At 43.4% G+C, this 17,997-nt stretch carries 15 protein-coding genes and 1 tRNA gene; 14 read left to right on the forward strand and 2 right to left on the reverse strand.

What is annotated here, in order from left to right:
- Positions 1-3 precede the first annotated feature (3 nt).
- On the forward strand, positions 4-1,137 hold the full coding sequence (locus OCV61_RS01150) for a M20/M25/M40 family metallo-hydrolase (RefSeq protein ID WP_158420243.1): 1,134 nt from the start codon (positions 4-6) through the stop codon (positions 1,135-1,137).
- A complete protein-coding gene (locus tag OCV61_RS01155) occupies positions 1,134-1,757 on the forward strand; it encodes a peptidase C39 (RefSeq protein ID WP_158420244.1) in 624 nt (207 codons plus the stop codon). Before OCV61_RS01150 ends, OCV61_RS01155 begins: the two co-directional genes overlap by 4 nt.
- A gap of 93 nt (positions 1,758-1,850) precedes the next feature.
- Here OCV61_RS01155 and OCV61_RS01160 read toward each other — a convergent pair whose 3' ends face one another.
- A complete protein-coding gene (locus tag OCV61_RS01160) occupies positions 1,851-2,825 on the reverse strand; it encodes a carbohydrate kinase family protein (protein ID WP_158420245.1) in 975 nt (324 codons plus the stop codon).
- A gap of 273 nt (positions 2,826-3,098) precedes the next feature.
- Here OCV61_RS01160 and glgB point away from each other — a divergent pair, with 273 nt between their 5' ends.
- Positions 3,099-5,330, forward strand: a complete 2,232-nt coding sequence (gene glgB / locus OCV61_RS01165) for a 1,4-alpha-glucan branching enzyme (RefSeq protein ID WP_158420246.1) — start codon at positions 3,099-3,101, stop codon at positions 5,328-5,330.
- A 238-nt stretch (positions 5,331-5,568) separates the two neighbouring features.
- Here the strand turns inward: glgB and OCV61_RS01170 are convergent, their stop codons facing one another.
- Positions 5,569-6,690 carry an endonuclease/exonuclease/phosphatase family protein gene (locus OCV61_RS01170; RefSeq protein WP_158420247.1) on the reverse strand — a complete coding sequence of 374 codons (1,122 nt, stop codon included), beginning with the start codon at positions 6,688-6,690 and terminating at the stop codon, positions 5,569-5,571.
- 338 nt (positions 6,691-7,028) lie between these two features.
- Between OCV61_RS01170 and OCV61_RS01175 the strand changes: the two genes are divergently transcribed.
- The 11 genes from OCV61_RS01175 (at position 7,029) to OCV61_RS01225 (ending at position 17,987) form a co-directional block, all read left to right on the forward strand.
- A tRNA-Thr gene (locus OCV61_RS01175) sits at positions 7,029-7,101 on the forward strand.
- A gap of 172 nt (positions 7,102-7,273) precedes the next feature.
- The gene (locus tag OCV61_RS01180) at positions 7,274-7,489 is read left to right on the forward strand and encodes a hypothetical protein (protein ID WP_158420248.1); all 216 of its coding nucleotides are present in this window, start codon (positions 7,274-7,276) and stop codon (positions 7,487-7,489) included.
- Positions 7,490-7,575: 86 nt separating this feature from the next.
- Positions 7,576-8,664: an ABC transporter ATP-binding protein gene (locus OCV61_RS01185; protein WP_158420249.1), complete on the forward strand. Its 1,089-nt coding sequence runs from the start codon at positions 7,576-7,578 to the stop codon at positions 8,662-8,664.
- Complete coding sequence (locus OCV61_RS01190; RefSeq protein WP_173726665.1) at positions 8,651-9,532, forward strand: ABC transporter permease; 882 nt, start codon at positions 8,651-8,653, stop codon at positions 9,530-9,532. The genes OCV61_RS01185 and OCV61_RS01190 overlap by 14 nt, the downstream gene beginning before the upstream one ends.
- Positions 9,529-10,314: an ABC transporter permease gene (locus OCV61_RS01195; protein ID WP_158420250.1), complete on the forward strand. Its 786-nt coding sequence runs from the start codon at positions 9,529-9,531 to the stop codon at positions 10,312-10,314. The genes OCV61_RS01190 and OCV61_RS01195 overlap by 4 nt, the downstream gene beginning before the upstream one ends.
- A gap of 66 nt (positions 10,315-10,380) precedes the next feature.
- Positions 10,381-11,424: a spermidine/putrescine ABC transporter ATP-binding protein gene (potA, locus tag OCV61_RS01200; protein ID WP_158420251.1), complete on the forward strand. Its 1,044-nt coding sequence runs from the start codon at positions 10,381-10,383 to the stop codon at positions 11,422-11,424.
- Entirely contained in the window at positions 11,424-12,242 is an 819-nt protein-coding gene (locus tag OCV61_RS01205; RefSeq protein ID WP_158420252.1) for an ABC transporter permease, read from the forward strand. Before potA ends, OCV61_RS01205 begins: the two co-directional genes overlap by 1 nt.
- Positions 12,243-12,252: 10 nt before the next feature.
- Positions 12,253-14,100, forward strand: coding sequence for an extracellular solute-binding protein (locus OCV61_RS01210; RefSeq protein ID WP_158420253.1), 1,848 nt, complete (start codon positions 12,253-12,255; stop codon positions 14,098-14,100).
- Positions 14,101-14,174: 74 nt separating this feature from the next.
- Positions 14,175-15,203, forward strand: coding sequence for an ABC transporter substrate-binding protein (locus OCV61_RS01215; protein ID WP_158420254.1), 1,029 nt, complete (start codon positions 14,175-14,177; stop codon positions 15,201-15,203).
- A gap of 15 nt (positions 15,204-15,218) precedes the next feature.
- A complete protein-coding gene (gene ptsP, locus OCV61_RS01220; RefSeq protein ID WP_158420255.1) occupies positions 15,219-16,841 on the forward strand; it encodes a phosphoenolpyruvate--protein phosphotransferase in 1,623 nt (540 codons plus the stop codon).
- Positions 16,842-16,844: 3 nt separating this feature from the next.
- Positions 16,845-17,987, forward strand: coding sequence for a DUF362 domain-containing protein (locus tag OCV61_RS01225; protein ID WP_158420256.1), 1,143 nt, complete (start codon positions 16,845-16,847; stop codon positions 17,985-17,987).
- Positions 17,988-17,997: the final 10 nt, after the last annotated feature.

Raw genomic sequence — 17,997 nt, forward strand, 5'->3', positions numbered from 1 at the left:
TCCATGAATACAAAAGAATGCAGATCCCGGATAGTAGATGAATTTATTGAACTCACTCAGATTGATGCAGTCAGCTACCGGGAAAGAAAAATCGCAGATGTACTGAAAGAAAAGCTGCTGCAGCTTGGGTTTGAAGTACAGGAGGATCAGGCCGGTACTGCTTATGGAAGCAGTACCGGGAATTTATATGGATTTTTAAAGGGGAGTCTGCCTGGTGGGGCGATTCTCTTTTGTGCGCACATGGATACTGTGGAACCAGGACTTGGAAAGCATGCTGTATTTCATGAGAATGGCAAGATCACTTCTTCCGGAGACACCATTCTGGGGGCAGATGATGTATGCGGACTTGTGGAGATCCTGGAAGCTGTGCGGATCCTTAAGGAAAAACAGATTCCTCACAGGGATATAGAGGTGGTTTTTCCTATTGCTGAAGAGGTATTCATTAAGGGAACCGATCAGCTTGATTTTACAAAGTTAAGGGCAAAAGAGGCTTATGTGCTGGATTTAAGTGGTGCCCCTGGATCAGCAGCCCTGCGTGCCCCTTCCCTTATTTCTTTTTCTGTTACAGTAAAGGGAAAAGCAGCACATGCAGGTTTTAATCCAGAAAAAGGAATACATGCCATTCAGATCATGAGCCAGGTGATCGCTGGTCTTCCTATGGGACATGTTGGAGATGATACCACTTTTAACATTGGTACAGTAGCAGGTGGAAAGCTTGTGAATATTGTGCCTGAGGAATGTACCTGTAAAGGGGAGATCCGCAGTTACAGCCATCAAAAAGCCTTGGAATTGTTGGAAAAGATAAGGGCTTCCTTTGAAAAAGCAGTCAGGGAAAAGGGAGGAAGCTTTTCTATGGAGCATGAAGTAAACCTTCATGCTTATGAAACTGACAGAGAAGCGCCGGTTGTGAAACGGTTTGAAAGAGCCTGCGAAAGGCTGTCTCTGCCGTGCACATTGACCGAAACCTTTGGCGGCAGCGACAATAATAATTTTGCTTTACACGGAATTTCGGGGATTGTGATTTCCTGTGGCATGTACCAGTGTCATTCCACTTTGGAATATACGTATGAGAAAGATCTTAAGACGGGTGCTGCACTGGTAGCTGCCCTTGTGTCAGAAAGGGAAACAGAGTTATGAAAACACCTCTTCGTTATCAAATGACTGAATATGATTGCGGGCCAACCACAATGATGAATGCCATCAGCTGTCTTTTTGACAGAGAGGATATTCCGCCGGAAATCGCAAGAAATATTATGCTGTATTGTCTGGATTGTTATGGAGAAGGAGGTGAACCTGGGAAAAGCGGTACCTCTAGGATGGCTATGCTTTTTTTAAGCAATTGGATCTGCCAGTTCGGACGGATCGGGAATCTTTCCATCCGTACCAGATACCTTTCCGGCAGCTGTGTTTATATCGGACCGGAGAGCAGGATCAATGATGCCCTTCACAGAGGAGGGGTAGTAGTATTGCGTTTGTTTTATGAAGTGGAGCATTACGTACTTCTTACAGGAGAAAAAGACGGTCTGATCTATATGTTTGATCCTTATTATGAGGATGAAAATACATATGAAGAGGATGATATCCTGATGGTGGATGATCATCCCTGTGAATATAACCGTTTGGTACCAGCAAAGTACTTTAATTGTCAGGGATGTTCTACCTATGCACTGGGTCCGAAAGCTGACAGGGAGGCAGTTCTTCTTTTTAATTCAGAAACAGAGCTTACACCTGAAAAAACCATTGAATATTTTATTTGATGAATATCAGGACAGGATTTAAAATAAGGGCGTGTGAAAATGAGATACCATTTTCACGCGCCCTTTTGACGGCTATAATTGGAATTTAAAAGCTTAACGGCCTGATGAAGCAATAAATTCCAGCACTTCTTCACGGCTGGGCATCACTCTTAAAGCTCCTTTTTTGGTGGTAATGAGAGATGCTGCTCCGTTGGCAAAGGTAAGCATTTCCGTAAGATTCTCTTCTGTAAGGTCTGTAAGTCCATGATCCAGCACGTAATTCAGCATACTTGCACAGAAAGTATCTCCGGCACCTGTAGTCTCAATGGTGTTCTCCTGAAGGAAAGGAGCCACTTCTACACGAAGGTCTTTGTAATAAACACGGCTGCCTTCCTTGCCAAGGGTGATACATACAAGAGGAATATTGTATTTCTCACGGATCAGGGCTGCACCTTTGTCATAATCGGTAGTGCCAAAAAGAAATTCAACTTCATTATCAGAAATCTTCAGCACATCGCACTTGGTCAGACCATACTCGATCTCACGCTTTGCATCATCCAGGGATTTCCACAGAGGTGGACGCAGGTTAGGGTCAAAAGAAATGATACAGCCAGCTTTTTTTGCAAGATCGATGGCATATCGTGTGGCTTCCCTTACACCTTCATGAGTGGAGGAAAGGGTGCCAAAATGAAAAATACGGGAGTTTGCGATCAGATCACTGGAAATCTCCTCTTTTTTCAACATCATGTCTGCACCTGGATTACGGTAAAAAGAGAAATCCCTGTCTCCATCCGGATAGGTGTGAACAAATGCCAGTGTGGTATGTACTTCTTCATCGGTTATAAGATTATCAGTATTAATGCCAACTTCTTCCACGGCCTTGCGAAGCTGGTCACCAAACATGTCTTTTCCTACTTTTCCAATGAAGGCTGTTTTCTTGCCAAGGCGTTCCAGCATGGCAAGTACATTACAGGGAGCACCACCTGGGTTGGCTTCCAGAAGAGGATTCCCCTGGGGGCTGATGCCGTTTTCTGTGAAATCGATCAGCAGCTCTCCTAAAGATGTTACATCATAAAGTCTGTTTTCCATAAAGGACCTCCTAAGTTCAAAATAGTCAGTTTCAGCCATTTGGGAAACTGTAGTAACTGCTCAATAGAAAGTATCCCACAAGGGTACTGAACAGTTACAAGCTGTAAACAGTGTATCCCAGAGGTGTTTTTTTGTCAAATAAATTCCTTCTTTTTTCTTCCTTTATTTTTAGTGATAAAGATGGTAAAATTATGTACAGAAACAGATTTTCGTGCAGGGAGATATCCCTGTAGAATAATACACAGAAAAGAATACAGCGAAGGAGCGAAAAATATGAACGAGAAAGCATATAGTTATATGGACTGGCCCAGGATCGAGGCGATTGTATATGCAGAGGAGGCATCCCCAAAGGATGTGATGAGTCCAAGACTTACACCGGATGGAATACTTATCCAGGGCTTTTTCCCGGGGGCAGAGGAAGCCGCCGTTCTTGTTGGAAATAAAGAATATCCTATGGAACAAGAGGATGAGGCAGGATATTTTGCTGCAATGATCCTAGGACGGAAGATCCCTGCTTATCAGTTCCGTGTAAAGACAGAGGGAAAAACAGAAGTTTTCTATGATGCGTATGCTTTTCCAGGAATGCTTACAGAAGAGGACGAAAAGGCTTTTGTAGCAGGCGTATATTACAATGCTTATGAGAAATTAGGAGCGCATTCGGTGATAAAGGATGGCATAGAGGGCACCAGCTTTGCGGTATGGGCACCTAATGCTGTGCGTGTCAGCGTAGTAGGAGATTTTAATCACTGGGATGGCCGCAGGCTTCCTATGCACAGGATGCCCATGTCTGGTATTTTTGAATTGTTTGTTCCAGGAGTTCAGCCAGGAGATATCTATAAATATGAGATTCTGGTAAAGGGTAAAGGGACACATTTGAAGGCAGATCCATATGCCAACAGGGCAGAACAGCCAAGAGCCTGCGGATCAGTGGTAGCAAAAGTAGATGATTTTGTATGGAATGATCAGGCATGGATGGCAGACAGAAAGAAATATGCAGATCGTGATCAGCCGGTTTCTATTTATGAGACAAGCCTGACCAAATGGAAAACAGCTGGAGAGCTGGTGGATTTTGTATCAGATCTTGGCTATACCCATGTAGAACTTCATCCGGTTATGGAATATATGGAGGATCAGACAGACGGGTATTCAACCTCTTCCTATTTTGCACCTACTTCCAGGTTTGGCACTCCTGAGGATTTCCAGAAGCTGGTGGATGCTTTGCATCAGAAAGGCATTGGTGTGATCCTGGACTGGACTCCTGCCCAGTTCCCCAGATATGAGGGCGGACTGGAGAATTTTGATGGCACACCTCTTTACGAATTAAAGGATCCTGCTGCAGCAGTCCATCCTATATGGGGCACGCTGCTTTACAATTACGAAAGCCCTATGGTGAAGGATTTCCTGATCTCCAATGCATGCTTCTGGATGGAAGTTTATCATGTGGATGGGCTTCGCCTGGACGATGTGGACGCTATGCTGTATCTGGATTTTGGCCGGAAGGCAGGAGAGTGGCAGCCGAATATGTATGGTTCTAATGAGAACCTGGCTGCAATTGAGTTTCTGAAGCATCTGAATTCTATTACAAGAAAGAGAAATCCGGGTGTGCTGCTTATTGCCCAGGAGGACGGATTATGGCCTGAGCTGACGGACAGTGTGGAGAATGACCATCTTGGATTTGATTATAAATGGAGCGGTGGATGGACAAGGGATTTCCTGTATTATCTGGCTGTACCGCCGGTAGGCAGGAAGAACTGTCATGATCAGCTGACCCTTTCCAGTGTTTATGCATATTCTGAGCATTATATCCTTACTCTTGGCCTGCGGGATGTGGGAGATCTGGAGGACTTTAAGAACCGTTTGCCAGGGTCTGACCAGGAGAAGGAAGCACAGGTCCGAGAGGCATATGCTTACATGATGCTTCATCCGGGATGCAAGATGAATGCTCCGGATCCGGATATGTCATCTGCACTTCAGGCATGCGTCAGGGATCTGAATCAGGTTTATACACAGCATCCTGCTCTGTATCGTATGGACAATGATTATGATGGATTTGAGTGGATCCAGCTGATGAAATATGATGAGAATGTGATCACCTTTATTCGCAAAACTGACAAGCCGGAGGAAACATTGCTGGCTGTATGCAATTTTGCAGGAATCCCATATAAGGATTATCAGACAGGTGTTCCCTTTGCCGGAAAATATAAAGAGATCTTTAACAGTGATGACAAGAAATACGGTGGAGAGGGCAAAACAAATCCTAGGATGAAACGTGCCAAAAAAGAGGAATGTGATGAAAGGGATTATTCTATCAAGCTTACCCTTCCAGCCCTTGGTGTAGTGATCATGACCTGCACGCCTGAAGAAGAAAAGAAGCCTGTGAAAGCAACTCAAGCAAAGAAGGCAGCTGTAAAGAAAACTGCGGTAAAGAAAACTGCGGTAAAGAAAACTGCAACAAAGACTACGGCTGCAAAGAAGACAACAGCAATAAAGAAAAAATTATCATAAGGGATTTATAAGTTAAAATACAGAAGGCATTACAGTTACAGGTTTTGTAATTGTAATGCCTTTTTTTCTGATGCTGTTTTACGATAGCCGGAAGCTATAATGTGAATATATATTTTTAAATGCATATCCAAAAGGAGCAGGAATCTACAGCAGGGTTTCTTAAATGGGGAAGAAGATTTTTCTGGTTTTCACTTTTGATCCTTACAATAGCGGGTGTGTTGCTGTTAAAACCGGAAAATTAATTTAGTGAAAATTCCATATAAACAGGATCATGGTCAGAATAGGAATAGCCTGTATTCAGATCCTCATAAGAGCCCATGGTGATATTATCTGAGAAAATAAACCCATCCAGAGTAACTGTATAGCTGGCATCCGGGTCGTATGGAATGTCCGTGTTTCTGGAAGTGTTCCACAGGTCAGCTTTTTCCTGCTGAGATAAAAGATCCATACCAAAGGTAAAATGCTCCGGCAGTTCTTTTCTTGGGAAAGGGTAGGCCCAGGAATGGTGCTCACTTGTATCGTCCTCTGAGGCTTTCAGGTCATGATTGAAATCCCCGCCGCATAGTACATAATTGCCGGCCTGATATTCTTTTTCCATGTCCTGGCACAGCATCCGGATCTGTCCCTGACGGATCTGGTCGTCGTTTCCATAGGCAGACATGTGCAGGTTGAAGACCACCAGTTCCTTGTCATTGTCTACCGGAACCCTGGAAATGCTGTAGCACCTGTCAAGATCAAAAAATTTCTTAAAGGTTGTAGCAATGGGAAAGCTTCTTCTTAAAGAGGAAGTCACCGGGTATCTGGAAAACAGGGTGATACCGGATCGGCTTTTGCCATGGGGCTGAGTCAGCGGGTAAAAAAGAAAGGGTGAATCATAATTCTGGGCGAACACGGAATAATAATCAGCAAATGTGTCTTTCAGGATATCATATTGGTTTACATGATAGCTTCTTGTAGAATTAAGATCTACTTCCTGGAAGAGGATAAAGTCAGGATTTTGGGATGCAGCAAAATTTCCGGCACCGTTGATGTTTGACTGGACATTTTCTTTGCTTTTAGCCCAGGAGGACTTACCACCATCCATAAAAAAGCTGAAGTCAGGGGAATAAGCTCCAAAGCCAACATTGTAGGTAAGGGCAGAATAGGTCTGGCCTGTGGTCAGAGATGCTGTGTGTGCCTGTTCTGTTGGGGCTTCAACAGCCAGTTCCTGGTTGTCAGGGATCCTGTGGTAGGCTGCGTAAAGGTAGATCACATAAGCCAGAAGAATGACCAGGATCGCAGCCAGGATGCCAAGAGGGATCTTGACCCATTTGGACAGTTTCTTTTTAGAAGCGTGGGGTATTGATGATTTCTTTTTCATAAGGTACCTCGTTGTTTGATTAATTTGGTGGTGAATATTTCATGGTATTGTTAAACAATATGCATGATATTCTGTAATTGGATTATATTGAGAATAAAGAAAAAAGTCAACTGTGTGTGCAAAGCACGGAACAAAGCTTGGAACATTCCGCGTAATCAGGATTTCGGTGCTTTGACATCAAAATTATTTCTGTCCGCTTCCTTATAATAAAAAAACAACTTGACAAACAAGACAAAAGCATTTAAACTAAACAACAGTTTGGGATGAAAGTTATAGTATGCTGGAACACAGCATATTTACTGGAATCCCAGTAATTACAAGAGTTCTAAGAACAACATGCTGGAATAGCTCAGTCGGTAGAGCACTTCACTCGTAATGAAGGGGTCGTGAGTTCGAGTCTCATTTCCAGCTTATAGGAAGATCCTGCGTCGATGATGACGATGCAGGATTTTTTTATAAAACATATTCCCAAAAAGATAAAACTGTGATAGTTTTATGAAAATTACGCAGCATGTGCCGGTTAAGAACAAAAGGCACAGGTTACACATGAGCAGTTACGCCGCAATGAAAGGTGATAAAAGAGATGAATCAGTACGCAGCAGGATATGCTTTTTATTATGACGAGAGAACCGCAGCAAAAGCAGCGGCTTTTTTGCGTACCCTGGAATCTGCAATTGATACATGCCTTAGAAGCACTGGCGTACGTGCAGACTGGATGGAGCAGGACGGACCTGCTCTCGCTTGGCATACAATTAAATATAGATGCAGAAAGTATACGGATACCATAGCTGTTTCATAACTGGCAGCAGGTGCCGTATCTTTTTTTGTCTAAAAAGACTTGTCTGCAAAGATGGACAGCTTACTATATGAGAAAGGAAGAGTTACATGTCAGTTTATTCTCTGGAATTAAAAAATATTACCAAAAGCTTCGGTAAGGACGAAGATGTGTTAAGAGGGATCAGCCTTTCCATTGAAAAAGGTGAGTTTATCACACTGCTTGGAGCATCTGGATGTGGAAAGACTACCACATTAAGGATCATAGCAGGGCTGGAAGCGCCGGATAGCGGAAATGTATATCTGGATGGCAAAGATGTTACAGACCTGGAACCAAACCAGAGAGGTGTAAACACCATTTTCCAGAACTATGCCCTATTTCCTCACATGACTGTAGCAGATAATGTAGGCTATGGACTGAAACTGAAAAAAGTACCAAAGCAGGAAATAAAGAAACGAGTATCAGAAATGCTGGAGCTGGTACAGCTTTCAGGATTTGAAAAACGAAAACCGGATCAGCTTTCCGGCGGGCAGAGACAAAGGGTGGCAATCGCCAGGGCGCTGATCAATAATCCCCAGGTACTGCTTTTGGATGAGCCTTTAGGGGCATTGGATCTGAAGCTTCGTCGGGCTATGCAGACAGAACTGAAGCGTCTTCAGAAAAAGCTGGGTATAACGTTTATCTATATTACCCATGACCAGGAAGAGGCTATTAACATGTCTGACCGGATCGCTGTGATGCGTGAAGGACACTTTGAGCAGATCGGTACACCGGATCAGATCTATAATCATCCCAAAACCAGTTATGTAGCAGATTTTGTAGGAAACGCCAATATCCTAGAAGGGATTTGCCAGGGAATGGAAGGAACACAGGCGGTTCTTCTTACAGGAGAACAGAAACTGCTGGTGGCAGCAGAAGGCATATCCCTGGAAAAAGGCGAAAAGGTTACATTTGCACTTCGCAGCGAAAGTATTCATGTGGATGAAAGCGGTACAGGAAGCCTGACAGCTACTGTGAAAGAAAAGTCTTTTGCTGGCGGTCAGCTGCGTATGCTTTTGGAATTGCCGGATGGCAGTGAGATAACAGCCAGCAGATACGGGATTGATGCAAATGTTAAGATCGGTCAGAAGGTTGGCTGGAGCTTTGAACCTGGAGACGGAGTGATCGTAGACAGGGAGGATCAGGATGAGCAATTATAATACTGAGAAAAAGAAACACAAGGTGAAAAGCCACTCTGTAGGCATGATCCTGCCATTATATATTTTTACCATCCTGTTTGTAGCATGTCCCTTGATCTATATGGTTGCGCTAAGCTTTGCTACACCTGGAGCCGTACATGGGGTAGAATGGATATTTACCCTTGATAATTATAAAAAGATCCTGGAACCGGTATATCTGAATACCTTTGTACAGTCTTTTAAGCTGGCTGTGACAAGTACTCTGATCATTGGACTGGTAGGCTATCCCTTTGGTTATTTTATGGCAAAGCTGCCTGCAGGAAAAAAGAAAAAGGCCATGCTGATCCTGATGCTTCCTTTCTGGGTGAATTCTTTGATCCGTCTGTACGGATGGATCATTATCCTTCAGAAAAAAGGAATTCTGAATTTTGTACTGAAAAAGCTGGGGATCATTGATAAGTCATTAAAGCTGCTGTACAGCTATCCGGCCATTGTAGTAGGTATGGTATACGTGCTTCTTCCTTTTATGATCCTGTCTGTGTATTCCAGTGCAGAAAAGATGGATTGGTCATTGGTAGAGGCAGCCAGAGATCTGGGCGCAGGAAGGATCAAAGCATTCTGGACGATCACCTGGAGGCTTACCCTGCCAGGCCTGTTATCCGGTGTGATCCTTACTTTCGTGCCGTCCATGGGACTGTTCTTTATAGCAGACATTTTGGGTGGAAATAAGATCGTGCTTGTAGGAAGCCTGATCCAGGATCAGATGACAAGAGGGAATAACTGGCCGTTTGCAGCAACACTGGCAGTAGTCATGATGATTCTTACAACTTTGATGATCTGGTTATACCGAAAGCTTACAAATGCAAAGGATTTGGAGGGAGTAGGATGAAAAAGAATTCAAAATTTGCAAATCTTTATCTTGTTATTATATTTTTGCTGATGTATCTGCCTATTGGGGTAGTGATCGTTTTTTCATTTAATGAGGCAAAGCTTCCGGTAAGATTTACCGGATTCTCCCTGAAGTGGTATCAGGAACTGATGGGGGACAGTGCCATGCTTCAGGCGCTGGTGAACAGCCTGATCCTTGGCGCGGCCAGCTGTTTTGTATCTGCATTGATAGGTACATTTGGGGCTGTAGGGCTGTCCAGGCTGCATCTGAAGTCCAAAGGCATTCTGGAATACATTTCCATTTTGCCGCTTATGATCCCTGAGATCATTCTTGGTATGGTCCTGATGGCATTCTTTTACATGCTGAACCTGCCATTTGGCATGCTTACCCTTCTGATCGGCCATACTGTATTTTGCGTGCCTTATATACTAATGGAGGTGAAAGCAAGGCTTGTGGGGATGGATCCGTCCCTTGAAGAGGCTGCCAGGGATCTGGGAGCATCCTCCATGCGTGCATTCTTTGATATTACACTGCCTTTGATCATGCCTGCAGTTGTATCCGGATCTTTGCTTGCATTTGCCATGTCCATGGATGATGTAGTTATCAGTATTTTTATTAATGGTCCTAAGCTGTCTACTTTGCCTATCAAGGTGTATACCCAGATAAAAACAGGGGTTACACCGGAGGTAAATGCCCTTTGTACCATTATGCTTGCTTTTACTGTGATCGTGCTGCTTCTGTACAGCCTGATCCGCAGCATACGCAGGAAAAAGAACCGGTAAAGATTTTTTTCAGCAGGAATTCCTGCTATGGAACCAAGTATTTACATTTACTGAGGAGAAAAGAGTATGAACAAACTGATCCAGCTTAAGAATCTTACGAAAAATTTTGATGACCAGCAGGTACTGCGAGGCATCAACCTGGATATTTATGAAAATGAGTTTCTCACCCTTTTAGGACCCAGCGGGTGTGGAAAAACAACCACTTTGCGTATCATAGCAGGGTTTGAGGAGCCAAGCGGCGGGGAAGTACTGTTTGACGGAATTGAGATTTCCAAGCTTCCGCCCTACAAAAGGGAGGTAAATACAGTTTTCCAGAAGTATGCCCTGTTTCCCCATCTCAATGTAGCTGAAAATATAGCCTTTGGATTAAACCTGAAAAAGGTGGAAAAATCCGTGATCGATCAGAAAGTAGGCAAAATGCTGAAAATGGTAGGTTTGGAAGGATTTGAAAAAAGGGATGTAACCCTTCTGTCCGGCGGTCAGCAGCAAAGGGTGGCTATTGCCAGGGCACTGGTAAATGAACCTAAGGTGCTGCTTCTGGATGAGCCCTTAGGTGCTCTTGATGCGAAGATCCGCAAGCAGATGCAGATCGAGCTGAAAAAGATCCAGCAGGAAGTAGGGATTACTTTTATCTATGTCACCCATGATCAGGAAGAGGCTCTTTCTATGTCAGATACAGTGGTAGTTATGAATAATGGAGAGATCCAGCAGATCGGCTCTCCTACAGATATTTACAATGAGCCGGAAAACCGTTTCGTTGCAGGCTTTATTGGTGAATCAAACATTATTGAAGGAATTATGATCCGTGATTATCTGGTGGAATTTGATGGATTCCAGTTTGAGTGTGTAGATAAAGGGTTTGAAGACAATGAAGAGATCGAAGTAGTCCTTCGCCCGGAGGATCTGGATATTGTGGAACCACAGGATGCAAAGATCACAGGAGTAGTGAAAAATATTACATTTAAAGGTGTACATTATGAGATTCTGGTAGAAACTGAGAATAGGATCTACAAGGTGCAGACAACTGATTACGCAGAAGCAGGACGGGAAGTAGGGCTGAAATTCGGTCCTGAGGATATTCATGTCATGTACAGGATGGGGGCATACTGATGAAACAGTTTAAAAGATTGATCATACCGTATTTTATCTGGGCAGTGGTCATTTTGCTGATACCGCTTTTTCTGATTGCCCTGTACGCTGTCACAAAAGAAGGAAATGAAGTCCTTACTGTTACTTTTACCTGGGGAAACTTTGCAAAATTCCTGGAAGCAACATACCTGAATGTAATCCTGAAATCCTTCTGGCTTGGTTTATTAACTACAGTTATTTGCCTGGTGCTGGGATATCCACTGGCTTATATGATTTCAAAATTCCCGGAAAAAGTACAGAGTATGCTGATCCTTCTTGTAACCATTCCTATGTGGATCAATATGCTTCTCCGCACCTATGCATGGATGAATCTGCTTTCCGACAACGGGATCATCAATCATCTGCTTTCTATGATAGGGCTTGGGCCGGTGTCTATGATGTACACGGATTTTTCCGTTATGATAGGCCTGGTATGTAACTTTATGCCATTTATGATCATTCCTATTCATACATCTTTGACCAAAATGGATAAATCCCTGATCGAGGCTGCTTATGATCTGGGCGCCAATAAGATTCAGACTTTTTGGAAAGTGATCTGGAAGCTTTCCCTTCCAGGCGTGGTAAATGGGATCATGATGGTATTTCTTCTGGCTATTTCCTCTTTCGTTATCCCAAAGCTTCTTGGAGGAGGACAGTATATGCTGATCGGTAATCTGATCGAATCCCAGTTTATCTCTGTAGGGGACTGGAATTTCGGAAGTGCGATTTCTCTGATCCTTGCTGTGATCATCCTGATATTTATGGGACTGATGAAGCGTATGGATAAACAGGATGAATAGGAGGGGACAGATGAAAAGAAAAAACGGAATATTTTCAAGATTTTACATTGCATTATGCCTGATCTTCTTTTACCTTCCTATTCTCGTCACTATGATTTTTTCCTTTAATTCATCAAAATCACTGACAAAGTTTACAGGATTTTCTCTTAGATGGTATGGTGAACTTTTACACAATGGGGAAGTGATAAAGGCGGTATATGTTTCTCTGACCATTGCCATTTTGGCCACTGTGATCTCTACCGTTCTTGGTACGATCACAGCCATTGGGCTTTCAAAGTCAAGGAAAGTGGTAAAAGAACTGCTTTTAAATATTAATAATCTGCCGATTCTGAATCCGGATATTGTAACAGCTATCGGACTGATGCTTTTGTTTTCGTCCCTTGGCTTTCGGAAGGGTTATCTGACCATGCTGCTGGCACACATTGCCTTTTGTACTCCCTACGTGATCACCAGCGTATATCCCAAAGTCAGAAGCCTTGACCCAAATCTGGCCAATGCGGCTATGGATCTGGGGGCAACGCCGGCACAGGCACTTATTAAGGTAATCGTTCCGATGATAAAGGATGGGATTTTTGCAGGTGTGCTTCTTGCATTTACCATGTCCTTTGATGATTTTGTGATTTCGTATTTTGTGTCCGGAAATGGTGTGAAAAATATTTCTATTGTTGTATATAATATGACAAAGAGGATCAATCCTACGATTAATGCCTTGTCTGCCATTGTGATCGCAGTGATTGCAGTGGTACTGATTGGGGGAAGACATATTCCTAAATTGCTGGAAAAGTTTCAGGGAAAGCGCAGCAGGAAGGTTGTACGGCTGGTCACTGTGCTGGTTGCATTGGCTCTTTTTGCCGGATTGATCCGTATGGGACAGACGGCAGGAGGAACTCATGTACTGAAGGTATATAATGCTGGAGAGTACATGGATCTGGAGCTGCTTCAGGAATTTGAAAAAGAGTATAACTGTACAGTGGTATACGAAACCTTTGAATCCAATGAGATGATGTATACCAAGCTTTCTGGCGGTGAGTCTTATGATGTGCTGATTCCTTCGGACTATATGATCGAACGTCTGATCAAGGAGGAGTACCTTCAGTATCTTGACTGGGATCTGATCCCAAATGGGAAAAACCTTCTGACAGAAGTCAAGAACAGAAGTTATGATCCGGGAAACCGGTATTCCTGTCCTTATTTCTGGGGAACGGTAGGAATTCTTTATAATAAAAATGTAGTGTCCCAGGAAGATTTGAAAGAAGGCTGGGAACTGCTTCGGAATCCGAAATATAAAGGAAACCTGTATATGTATGATTCAGAAAGGGATTCCTTTATGATTGCACTGAAAGCGCTTGGTTATTCCATGAACACAACAGAGGATGCACAGATCCAGGAGGCATTCCAGTGGCTGATCGATCAGAGAAATACCATGGAACCAATCTATGCAGGCGATGATGTGATCGACAATATGATTTCGGGAAATAAAGCTTTGGCTGTGGTATATTCTGGCGATGCTTCGTATATTATCAGTGAAAATCCGGAACTGGATTATTTTACACCGGATCAGGGTACCAACCTGTGGTATGATGCAATGGTGATCACCAAAGACTGTAATGAGGTAGAGCTGGCACATCAGTTTATTAATTTTATGCTGGATGATGAATCTGCTCTTTCCAATACTGAGGAAGTAGGTTATACTTCTTCTGTAAAGAGTGCATATGACGAAATGATCCAGGGTACATATGAAGGGATTTCTTCTTATATTCCGGATATTGATAATCCAGATAATGAGATCTTCCGTTACCAGAAGCCAAAGATCAAACAAAAGTATGCAGAGCTTTGGACAAAGATCAAGGCCGAGTAGGCCGGTACAACATGGTAGTTACCGGAGATAAAAGGCTTCGGTGATTATAAATAAGTAGAAGAGGAGAAACTATTATGAAAAAAAAGATTTTTGCAGCTGTTTTATGTGCAGCATCTGTTGCAGCATCTGTTACTCCTGCTTATGCAGATGATTCCGAGCTTGTGCTTTATACCTGGCAGGGCATGTTTCCACAGGAAGTACTGGATGATTTTGAAAGTGAGACAGGGATTAAGATCACATATTCCAACTTTGATACAGACGAGACCATGCTGGAGAAGGTTTCCATGGCAAAGGGCGGAGACTATGATGTGGTGATCGCAGATGACTATATTCTGGAAAAAGTGGTCCAGGAAGGCCTTGCTGAAAAACTTGATAAAGATAAGCTTTCTAATTTTGAAAATATCAATTCTCTGTATCAGGGACAGTTCTACGATCCTACAGATGAGTATACCGTACCTTATGGTGCAGGTATTCCGCTGATCGTGTATGATCCGGACGAAGTGGACATTGACATTGAAGGCTATAATGACCTTTGGGATCCGTCCCTGGAAGACAGTATTGCCTTGACAGCCAACTACAGGGTTATCAATGGTATCACAAACCTTGCACTTGGAAAGAGCATGAATGAAGAGGATGTGGATTCTATTAAAGAAACCGGAAAGAAACTTCTGGAACTGGCTCCCAATGTACGTATGATCCAGGATGATAATACCCAGGATGCACTTCTTAATGGGGAAGCATCCGTAGCATTCCTTTATACTTCACAGGTTACTTCTGTACTTGCAGAAAATCCGGATCTGAAGGTAGTATATCCGAAAGAGGGTCTTGGATTTGGTATTATGGGTATGTTTATTCCAAGTGAAGCACCGGACAAGGATGCAGCTTATCAGTTTGTAAACTATATCCTGCAGCCGGAAGTATCTGCTAAGTGCTTTGACTATATCGGTTACTACTGCACCAATAAAGCAGCAGATGAGTTCGTAGATCCTAACCTGGTAGTACCGGAGGATGTAACAAAGGGCGAGATTATTCAGAATGTAAGCGCAGAGGCTGACGAGCAGTACAATAAGAATTGGACGGAGTTTAAAGCAGCCTGCGATTAAGGGGATCATTTTATTATGGAAATTTATAAAGGCATGTCTACATTTGCAGGGATCGCCATTGGGAAGATCTTTTATTATGACCGGGCAGAGTATCAGCTAAGCCAGTATCTGATCAATAATGTAAAGTATGAATTGACCAGATTTGAACAGGCAAAAGACCAGGTTTTAAAAGACCTGCAACATCAGCTTAAGATGGCAGATCAGGAAGAACAAAAAGAAGATCTTCAGCATCAGATCAGCGTACTTTCCATGGGAAGCTTTGAAAAAGCAGTGGAAAGTATGATAAAAGCGGAAAAAGTCAGTGCAGTTTATGCTGTGATGACTACAAAAGAGGAATTGTCAGCCACCTTCGCCAGTCTGGAAGATCCAGCTGTGAAGGAGCAGATCCGATGTGTCCGTCAAAATGCTGACCATCTGATCACAGTTCTTGGCGGAGTACTTCCCAGGATCGATCTGGGAAAGGAACCGGTGATCCTTGTATCAGACAGCCTTTCCCCAACAGAGATCATGGAAATGGATAAGGGACAGCTGCTTGCGGTTGTGACCCAGCAGGGATCGCAGGTATCCCACGCTGCGATCTTGGCCCGCACCATGGCAGTCCCTTCTCTGGTGGGGATTTCTCCCAAAGAAGAGTGGAATGGATCAAATGCCATTGTCGATGGATATACAGGTACATTGTATATCCAACCGGACGGAGAATTTTTGAAAGAATATGAGATCCGCAGGATCGCAGATATAGAAGAACGGGAAGACCTTCTGAAACTAAGGCATCAGAAGGACGAAACAGTAGATGGACGTATAGTGCCGATCTATGCCAATATTGGCAATTTAGATGACCTAAACAGTGTGCTTTATTATGAGGCGGCCGGTATTGGTCTTTTACGAAGTGAATTTCAGTATCTGGGAAGAGAGAATTATCCCAGCGAAGAGGAATTATTTGCTGCTTACAAAAGAGTAGCCCAGACGATGGGCAAGAAAAGGGCAGTGATCCGTACAGTAGACCTGGGAGCTGATAAACAGGCGAAATACTTGAAGATCCCCGAGGAAATCAATCCTATCATGGGGAATCGGGGAATTCGTCTCTGCCTTGACAGAAGGGAAATGTTTAAGGTTCAGCTGCGTGCTATTTACCGTGCTTCCGCGTATGGCCGTCTGGCACTGATGTATCCAATGATCGATTCCATGGAGGAGATGGATGCTATAGAGCAGATTCTTGCTGAAGTAAGAGCAGAGTTGGACGAAAAAAGACAGCCATACCAGGAGATTCCAAAGGCTATTATGATCGAGACACCTGCTGCAGTAATGATTAGTGAAGAATTGGCTAAAAGAGTGGATTTCTTAAGCCTTGGCACCAATGATCTGACCCAGTATACCCTTGCCATGGACAGGCAGAATCCTTTACTTCGTAACAAGTATAATGATCATCATCCGGCTGTATTGAAGATGATCCAGATGGTGGTGGATGCAGGACATAAAAATGGACGTAAAGTATACATCTGTGGCGAGATAGCTGCAGATACAAAGCTTACACACACATTTATACAAATGGGAGTAGATGGCCTGTCTGTAGTTCCTGCTTGTATCCTTCCGGTACGCCGGGCAGTGAGAAATACAGATCTTACAGAAGGGAAGGACTGATTTATGGAGCAAAAAAGCAGAGTGATTCTTCTTCCTTGTAAGGAATATGAGGAAGAAGAAATTTATTCTCTTCTTAAAAAAGGGCTTGCACTGCTTGGAGGTGTTGAAAGCCTGATCGGAAAAGAAGAACAAATCCTTTTAAAACCAAATCTTCTGAAAAAAGCAGAAATAGAAAAGGCTGTGATCACGCATCCTATTGTGGTCGGTGCGCTGGCAAGGATCCTGCGGGAAGAAGGTTATAACCGGATCATGCTGGCAGATTCTTGCGGAAATGGAACTACCAGTAAGGTGATACAAGGAACAGGGATGGATGCTTATTTGGAAAAGTATCACATCCCTGCTGTTGATTATAAAGAACCAGTAATGGTTTCCTATCCTCAGGGGATCCAGGCAAAGGAATTTATATTGCCTAAGGAGCTTACAGAGGCGGATTGTGTGATTTCTGTGTCAAAAATGAAAACACATGCACTGGAGCGGATCACAGGGGCAGTAAAAAACAGTTATGGATTTATATATGGAAGACAAAAAGCCATTGGACATACCAAGTATCCCAGTGCGGATAGCTTTGCCAGAATGCTGGTTGATTTGAACAAGATGGTAAAGCCCAGGCTGTATCTGATGGACGGCATTGTTGCCATGGAGGGCAATGGTCCGGGAGCAGGTGATCCTGTGCCTATGAATGTACTGCTTATGTCCACAGATCCTGTGGCCCTTGATAGTATGTTTGCAAGACTTGTCTATCTGGATCCTGCATTGGTTCCAACAAATTATCATGGAGAAAAGATGGGGCTTGGTACATGGAAGGAAGAGGAAATCTTAGTTCTCCTTCCTGAAGGAAAAGAGATTTCCATTTCAGATGCTGTGAAACTGTTTGGCAAACCAGATTTTCATGTGGATCGGAAAAGACTCCGGCAGAACCTGTGGACCAGGATGGCTAAAGCATTGAATCTGTTCCAGAAAAAGCCCTATATTCAGGCGGATTTGTGTGTTAAATGTGGTATCTGTGTGAATAGCTGTCCTGTGCCGGAAAAGGCGGTGGACTTCCGTAAGGGGAAAGACCAGCCGCCTGTTTATGATTATAAAAAATGTATCCGGTGTTTTTGCTGTCAGGAAATGTGTCCTAAAAAGGCAATTAAAGTAAGATAACAGAAGGGGA

This window comes from Blautia ammoniilytica (genome assembly GCF_025566965.1).
Lineage (GTDB): Bacteria > Bacillota > Clostridia > Lachnospirales > Lachnospiraceae > Blautia_A > Blautia_A ammoniilytica.

What these genes read in the sequence shown, in the direction of transcription:
- OCV61_RS01225 (WP_158420256.1), top strand. Translation starts at nt 16,845, where the DNA reads ATGGAGCAAAAAAGCAGAGTGATTCTTCTTCCTTGTAAGGAATATGAG.
- OCV61_RS01195 (WP_158420250.1), top strand. Translation starts at nt 9,529, where the DNA reads ATGAAAAAGAATTCAAAATTTGCAAATCTTTATCTTGTTATTATATTT.
- OCV61_RS01160 (WP_158420245.1), bottom strand. Translation starts at nt 2,825, where the DNA reads ATGGAAAACAGACTTTATGATGTAACATCTTTAGGAGAGCTGCTGATC.
- OCV61_RS01185 (WP_158420249.1), top strand. Translation starts at nt 7,576, where the DNA reads ATGTCAGTTTATTCTCTGGAATTAAAAAATATTACCAAAAGCTTCGGT.
- OCV61_RS01210 (WP_158420253.1), top strand. Translation starts at nt 12,253, where the DNA reads ATGAAAAGAAAAAACGGAATATTTTCAAGATTTTACATTGCATTATGC.
- OCV61_RS01150 (WP_158420243.1), top strand. Translation starts at nt 4, where the DNA reads ATGAATACAAAAGAATGCAGATCCCGGATAGTAGATGAATTTATTGAA.
- OCV61_RS01170 (WP_158420247.1), bottom strand. Translation starts at nt 6,690, where the DNA reads ATGAAAAAGAAATCATCAATACCCCACGCTTCTAAAAAGAAACTGTCC.
- OCV61_RS01205 (WP_158420252.1), top strand. Translation starts at nt 11,424, where the DNA reads ATGAAACAGTTTAAAAGATTGATCATACCGTATTTTATCTGGGCAGTG.
- OCV61_RS01215 (WP_158420254.1), top strand. Translation starts at nt 14,175, where the DNA reads ATGAAAAAAAAGATTTTTGCAGCTGTTTTATGTGCAGCATCTGTTGCA.
- potA (WP_158420251.1), top strand. Translation starts at nt 10,381, where the DNA reads ATGAACAAACTGATCCAGCTTAAGAATCTTACGAAAAATTTTGATGAC.
- OCV61_RS01180 (WP_158420248.1), top strand. Translation starts at nt 7,274, where the DNA reads ATGAATCAGTACGCAGCAGGATATGCTTTTTATTATGACGAGAGAACC.
- OCV61_RS01190 (WP_173726665.1), top strand. Translation starts at nt 8,651, where the DNA reads ATGAGCAATTATAATACTGAGAAAAAGAAACACAAGGTGAAAAGCCAC.
- glgB (WP_158420246.1), top strand. Translation starts at nt 3,099, where the DNA reads ATGAACGAGAAAGCATATAGTTATATGGACTGGCCCAGGATCGAGGCG.
- ptsP (WP_158420255.1), top strand. Translation starts at nt 15,219, where the DNA reads ATGGAAATTTATAAAGGCATGTCTACATTTGCAGGGATCGCCATTGGG.
- OCV61_RS01155 (WP_158420244.1), top strand. Translation starts at nt 1,134, where the DNA reads ATGAAAACACCTCTTCGTTATCAAATGACTGAATATGATTGCGGGCCA.